This is a genomic window from Arthrospira sp. PCC 8006 (assembly GCF_046480465.1).
GTDB classification, from domain to species: Bacteria; Cyanobacteriota; Cyanobacteriia; order Cyanobacteriales; family Microcoleaceae; genus Limnospira; species Limnospira platensis.
Window position 1 is genome coordinate 1 of sequence record NZ_PKGG01000251.1, and the last position, 6,769, is coordinate 6,769.

The window sequence follows — 6,769 nt, forward strand, 5'->3', positions numbered from 1 at the left end:
CTCGGGGATATTTCTGGGGCTGGTGTCACAACCGGCGGCGGGTCGGTTTATCCTGATTATGATGCCCGTTTGGTGGTGTTTTCTGTGGCGATCGCTATTGATGTGGCTTTGATTTCTCTGTGGCTGGCTTTTCGACTACTCGATGATTCTGTGGTCGCCAAAACTCCACAAAAGGTGATCAGTGCCATGATTATGGGATTGGGTGTCAGTGGAATGCACTATCTAGGAAGGTCGGCGACTCAGTTTGTACCCAGATTAAATCTGCCTATTGATTCTGGTCTGACTGTGAATCCCCATTTGAGTCCCTCTGGGTTGGCGATCGCAGTCGGATTGGGGACGGTGATCTGTCTATTTTTTATTGTGTTAACTAAGTTATGGGATCACAAACTGGTCAATCAATTGGCGCGCGAAAAAGTTTTAAAAGACAGTGAACAGCAGTTTCGGACTTTGATTCAGCAAATGCAAGTGGGAATGTTGCTGCTGAATGCTAAGGCGGAAATTTTGGTTTTTAATCAGGCCGCCTTGGATCTTTTACGGCTCGATATTGAACCAGATAGCCTTCAGGTGTTTGGAGAAGGTTGGCATTTGGTGATGGAGGATGGATCGCCAATTTCCTTGTCAGATTTACCTGTACAAAGGGCGATCGCCACAGGTCAAGCCGTCCATCATATGGTTCTGGGGTTTGATGACCCGAAAACTCAACAGCGACGGTGGTTATTGGTGAATGCCACACTACACGAGCCGGGAGGTGAGGTGATGCGGGTTATATGTACTATTAGTGATATTACTAACCAAAAGCAGGCTGAAGAGGCTCTCAGGCGCAGTCAAGAGAGATTTACTCTGGCGGTGGAGGGTGCTAATGATGGCATTTGGGATTGGGATATTTCTACCGATGAGGTTTATCTGTCCCCCCGAGGCAAAATTATGTTCGGCTGCCAACCGGATTTAGATTGTTTCTCTAATTTGGACTCGGCGCTAAAAATTGTTCATCCAGATGACCGCCTGTGGGTTAAAGAGATGTTAAATAGCTATTTAGCTAAGGAAATTCCCGCTTTTGATGTGGAATATCGCACCGAATTAGATAATGGTGAATGGCGCTGGATTCGCTCTAGGGGGGTGGCTCTTTGGGATGAACATAACCAGCCCTATCGTATGGTGGGATTTCATACTGATATTACCGACCGGAAAATGGCTGAACAGGCTCTGCGGGAAGGGGCGGAACAAGAACGCTCTATTCTGCAAATGGTTCAGCAAATGCGAAAAACTTTGGAACTTGAGCAGATTTTTAGTGCTACGACTGGGGAACTTAGACAGGTTTTAAATTGCGATCGGGTTTTGGTTTATCGCTTCCGGGAAGACTGGAGTGGAGAATTTATGGCTGAGTCCGTGGCTGAAGGTTGGGTGCAACTTACGGCCGGACCTCTACGAGATAGTAAGGCTACCCGCATCGCTATTGAACAGGAAAAATGTGCTTTTCAGGAAATTAATTATCGCCATGTGATTTCGGATACTTATTTGCAACAAAATCAAGGTGGTATTTATGGAAAAGGGGTCAGTTATAGATGTGTGAATGATATTTATGAAATGGGTTTCGATGCTTGTTATCTGGAATTATTAAAACAGTTTCAAGCTAGGGCTTATATTATTACCCCGATTTTTTCGGGCTATCAACTTTGGGGATTATTGGCAGTCTATCAGAATTATCATCCCCGCATTTGGACGACTGCTGAAATTCGCACAGTGACACAAATTGGCTCTCAGTTGGGGGTGGCTGTTCAACAGGCGGAATTGTTGGCAAAAACTCAAGAACAGGCTAGACAACTGCAACAGGCTAAGGAAATTGCCGATGCGGCTAATCGCTCTAAAAGTGAGTTTTTGGCGAATATGAGTCATGAGTTAAGAACTCCTTTAAATGCGATTTTGGGCTTTGCTCAACTGATGTCTACTAACCAGAATCTGGCTCCCGAAAATCGTCAACATATTGAGATTATTAATCGGTCGGGTGAGCATCTTCTCGGTCTGATTAATGATATTTTGGAAATGTCTAGGATTGAGGCCGGACGGGCGACACTTCAGGTGAATGCTTTTGATTTACATGAGTTTCTTCAGGGTTTGGAAGATTTGTTTAAATTGCGGGCTACTTCTAAAAATTTACATCTGATTTTTGAGCGCCCCAAAGGTTTGATTAGGCATATTAAAGCTGACGAGAAAAAATTGCGTCAGGTGTTGATTAATTTATTGGGAAATGCTATTAAGTTTACTGATGAAGGTAGTGTGACTGTTCGGGTTTCTCACCAAAACCGGGATGCCTCAGATCTATTACAATTTGAAGTGGAAGATACTGGGCTGGGAATTGCTCCCGAAGACTGTGAAGGACTGTTTGAAGCCTTTGCACAAACGGAAACGGGTTTAAATGCTTCGGAGGGTAGCGGTCTGGGGTTGGCAATTGCACAGCAATTTGTCACACTAATGGGTGGTGAAATTACTGTTCGTAGTTGTCTAAATCAGGGTTCGACTTTTTCGTTTACTATTCCAGTGCAAAGGAGTGAGGACAAGCCAAACCAGGCGATCGCATCTATTATGGATAGGGTCATCGGTTTGGCTGCTGATCAGCCAGTCTATCGCATTTTGGTGGTTGAAGACCGAGAAAGCAATCGTTTATTGCTGGTGGAACTCCTGAGTGTCCTGGGTTTTTCGGTCCGACCAGCTAACAATGGCTCGGAGGCGATCGCTATTTGGCAAGAGTGGAACCCTGACCTGATTTTTATGGATATGCGAATGCCTGTGGTCAATGGTTATGAGGCTACCCGGCAAATTCGCTCTCAGCCTGGGGGTGGGGAGACCATCATTATTGCACTGACAGCTAGTGCCTTTGAGGAACAAAGACAGGATATTATGAAGGTGGGATGCAATGATTTGTTGCGAAAACCTTTTCAGCGAGGAGAATTGCTCAGTAAATTGAGTCAATATCTGGGTGTGCAATATATTTACAATACACAGCCGGAGATGTCTGTAAATTTGAATTCTTCCCAAGATCATGACCAGACCGAACCATCACAACTTAACTTAGAACAAATCCGAGAAATGCCAGAATATTGGCTCGATCAGGTCTATTATGCTGCGGCTCAGGGGAGTGATTTACTACTGTTAGACCTGATTGAAGAGATTCCCACTCAATACAGTAATCTGGCTAATACAATCACAGAATGGGTGGGAAGTTTTCAGTTTGATAAGGTCCTGGAATTGGTAGAACAAACCAAGCCGGAAGCACCTAATATCCGACAAATACCGAATTGAGTGAAAATAAGTGGATACACCAAAAGCAGATATCTTAGTAGTTGATGACAAGCCGGAAAATTTACACCTTCTCTCGGAAATTTTGATGATGGAAGGATACAATGTCCGCAAGGCTGTTAATGGTAAAATGGCTTTGATGGCGGTTAAGACAGTGCCGCCAGATTTGATTCTACTGGATATTATGATGCCGGGAATGGATGGATATCAGGTTTGTAAAGAATTAAAAAATAATCAAAATTTGGCTAAGGTTCCGGTAATATTTCTCAGTGCTTTAAATGATGTGTTTGATAAGGTGAAAGCCTTTGGGTCTGGCGGTGTAGACTATATTACAAAGCCTTTTCAAATGGAGGAGGTTCTAGTTCGGGTGGAAAATCACCTGATGCTGAAGGCGGCGGAAAAGAAAATTCTCGAGTTAAATACTGAGTTAGAAGCTAGGGTCAAAGAACGCACTCAACAATTAGAAATGGCTAATGATAAATTGTTGGAAATGGCTCTACATGACCCGTTGACACGACTGCCCAACCGGACTTTATTTATGGAGCAGGTATCTGGGGCAATGAATAATTTAAAGGAGGGGAATATTCGGGGTTTTGCGGTGCTGTTTATGGATTGCGATCGCTTTAAGGTGGTCAATGATTCCTTGGGGCATACGGTGGGAGATGAATTGTTAATTGCTATTGGCGATCGCATTCAAAAAATACTCAAAAATAATGATTTACTCTCCCGTTTGGGCGGAGATGAATTTGCCATTATTGTACATGATGTTAATGAAATTGAACCCGTAAGGAATCTCGCTGATTCTATTCTGGAGGTGATGTCTTGTCCTTTTCAAATCTATAGCCGAGAGATTTTTATTAATATGAGTATCGGTGTGGTTCTCAGTAATACGGACTATCAACAACCAGAGCATTTATTGCGAGATGCAGATACAGCTATGTATCGTGCCAAAGCCCTAGGACGGGGACAATATCATATCTTTGACCCGGCTATGCACAAAGAAGCCCTCGATTTATTGGGGTTAGAAACTGACCTGAGACGGGCACTAGACAATCAAGAATTAATGGCTTATTATCAGCCAATTATTAATCTGGAAACTGGTAAAATTTATAGCATGGAAGCCTTGGTGCGTTGGCAACATCCCCAACGGGGTTTGGTCTCCCCTGGTATGTTTATCCCCTTGGCTGAGGAAATGGGGGTAATTACTACTATTGGAACTTTGATGCTGGTAGAAGCCTGTCATCAACTCAAACATTGGCAAGAACAGAAATTGGTGGATGAATCTGTTAGCATTAGTGTAAATCTCTCTGTCAGACAGTTTACCCAAGCGGATCTCATTGCTACCGTTGATGATATCCTGGCTGAAAGTGGTTTAAATCCTAAATGCCTGAGATTAGAAATGACGGAAAGTGCGATCGTCGAACATACACAAACAGCCCGGACTATTTTAACTCAATTTCGCGATCGCCACATCGGTTTAAGTCTCGATGATTTTGGTACAGGCTACTCTTCCCTAAGTTATTTACACGCCTTCCCGGTGGACACCATTAAAATTGATAAGTCTTTTGTCAGTCTTTTAGATGGAACTCCTGAAAACCTGGGGCTAATTCCTGCTATCATTGGTATCTCTAAAACTTTAAACATGGTAGCGGTAGCTGAGGGAATAGAAACCCCCGAACAACTTGCACAACTGCGAGAACTCCAATGTAATGGCGGACAAGGATATTTCTTTTCTCGGCCTTTACCTGCTACTCAAATGGCTGAACTTTTGGCCAGCCATCCCCAATGGTAAGTCTCATTGATAAAAATTGACGGTAACAGAAAGTACATGAAATTAAAACAGATAATTTTAACCATTCTCACTTTTATATCTATACTATATGTAACTTTAAGCCTACTGGGAAGTTGGACTCAGCCCCAAATTCAAAGCCGTCTGGAACTGTATCAGACCAATTTAGTTCTCCAGGCTTCTGAGTGGGAACCACAGACGGAAGACCGGGCGAATTGGCTAACCCTACGAGATAATATCATCGGTAAAGATGCGGTTAATTCTGCGCTCCAACAATACCAAAAGGTGCAGGAGTCTAACTACCAAAATTTACAGCGACTACAACCCAATCAGCCTTCAGAATTTTCGCGGGGAGAATTAGCACAGACCATAGGTGAGTTAGAATTGCGAATTGGCATTATGCAAGCGGTGCTGGGAGACTCCCAAAAGGCGATCGCCACTTGGGAATCCCTCATTTCTAACAATGGTAATTATCCCACCAGTGCCACGGCTCAAGTATTAGTAGGACTCTGGACAGAGCCACCAGATATAGGGGCTGATGACGAAGATATTTTACAGGCAAATTTAGAGGGTTGGTTCCGCTTTCAAGGTTTAGCCCAACTCTACGATTTACAAAACCGTGAAGATGTCTTACAACAACTCAATAATCAACAACAGGAAACCTCAGAAAATGCTGTTTATAAATTAGCCATTGTTTCGGCTATTCCTGGGTTCGGGTTGGTGTCGGGAATTATCCTATCTATCATTTTAGGGGTGCAATGGTTCCTGAAACGTGAACAGGCAATTATCAACCGCAATGCTGATGTAGAATGGTCTGTACCTTGGACAGCGGAAACGATTGTGCAAGTGTTTGTTTTAGGGTTTTTCCTAGTTGGACAGTTGTTAATCCCGCTGATTTTTCAACTCCTGGGTTTAAGAGCGGCGGGAGATGTGAGACTGCAAGCCTTTTATATCCTCCTAACTTATATGATTTTAGTGGGTGGTGGTTTGGGGGTTTTATATCTGTCTATAAAATCATTTTTCCCTCTCCCGGAAGGTTGGTTTAGGTTCAAATTATGGGATAGTTGGTTATTCTGGGGTTTCGGTGGCTATTGCGTAGCTTTACCCTTAGTGATTTTAACTTCCTTAGTCAATCAAAGATTATGGGATGGTCAAGGGGGAAGTAATCCGATATTACCCATAGCTTTGGAAAATCGAGATCCGGTAGCTTTAGGGATATTTTTCTTCACGGCTTCTATAGCAGCACCTTGGTTTGAGGAGGTATTATTTCGGGGGTTTCTGTTACCTTCGTTAACCCGCTATTTTCCGCTGTGGGGTGCAATTATAGCCAGTGGGTTACTGTTTGCTGTGGCTCATTTGAATGTCTCGGAAATTTTGCCTTTATTTGTGTTAGGAATTGTCCTGGGGTTTGTCTATACACGATCGCGCAATCTCTTGGCTCCCATGTTGCTACACAGTTTATGGAATAGCGGCACTTTAATCAGTCTGTATATCTTAGGAAGTGGCGCTAATTAGTCGCTCAGGAAGCCCCAAGATTTAAATATCTGGGGAATCTTCGGAGGAATAATCTTGATGATAGCGTCGCCGCCGTATACCCTTAGAAGCGATCGCCAATAATAAACCGGTGAGCAGGGATAACTCAAAAKGAGTGTACCAAGTCGCCACCCCCACGGACAGCAAAGCGAT

The 6,769-nt window shown here is 43.5% G+C and carries 3 protein-coding genes; all 3 read left to right on the forward strand.

What is annotated here, in order from left to right; genetic code table 11:
* Positions 1-3,297, forward strand: a 3,297-nt coding sequence (locus B9T16_RS23920; RefSeq protein ID WP_410245947.1) for an ATP-binding protein, incomplete at its 5' end; no start/stop codon positions are given.
* A 10-nt stretch (positions 3,298-3,307) separates the two neighbouring features.
* Positions 3,308-5,086, forward strand: coding sequence for an EAL domain-containing protein (locus B9T16_RS23925; RefSeq protein WP_410245948.1), 1,779 nt, complete (start codon positions 3,308-3,310; stop codon positions 5,084-5,086).
* A 36-nt stretch (positions 5,087-5,122) separates the two neighbouring features.
* On the forward strand, positions 5,123-6,598 hold the full coding sequence (locus B9T16_RS23930; RefSeq protein WP_317270145.1) for a CPBP family intramembrane glutamic endopeptidase: 1,476 nt from the start codon (positions 5,123-5,125) through the stop codon (positions 6,596-6,598).
* Positions 6,599-6,769 lie beyond the last annotated feature (171 nt).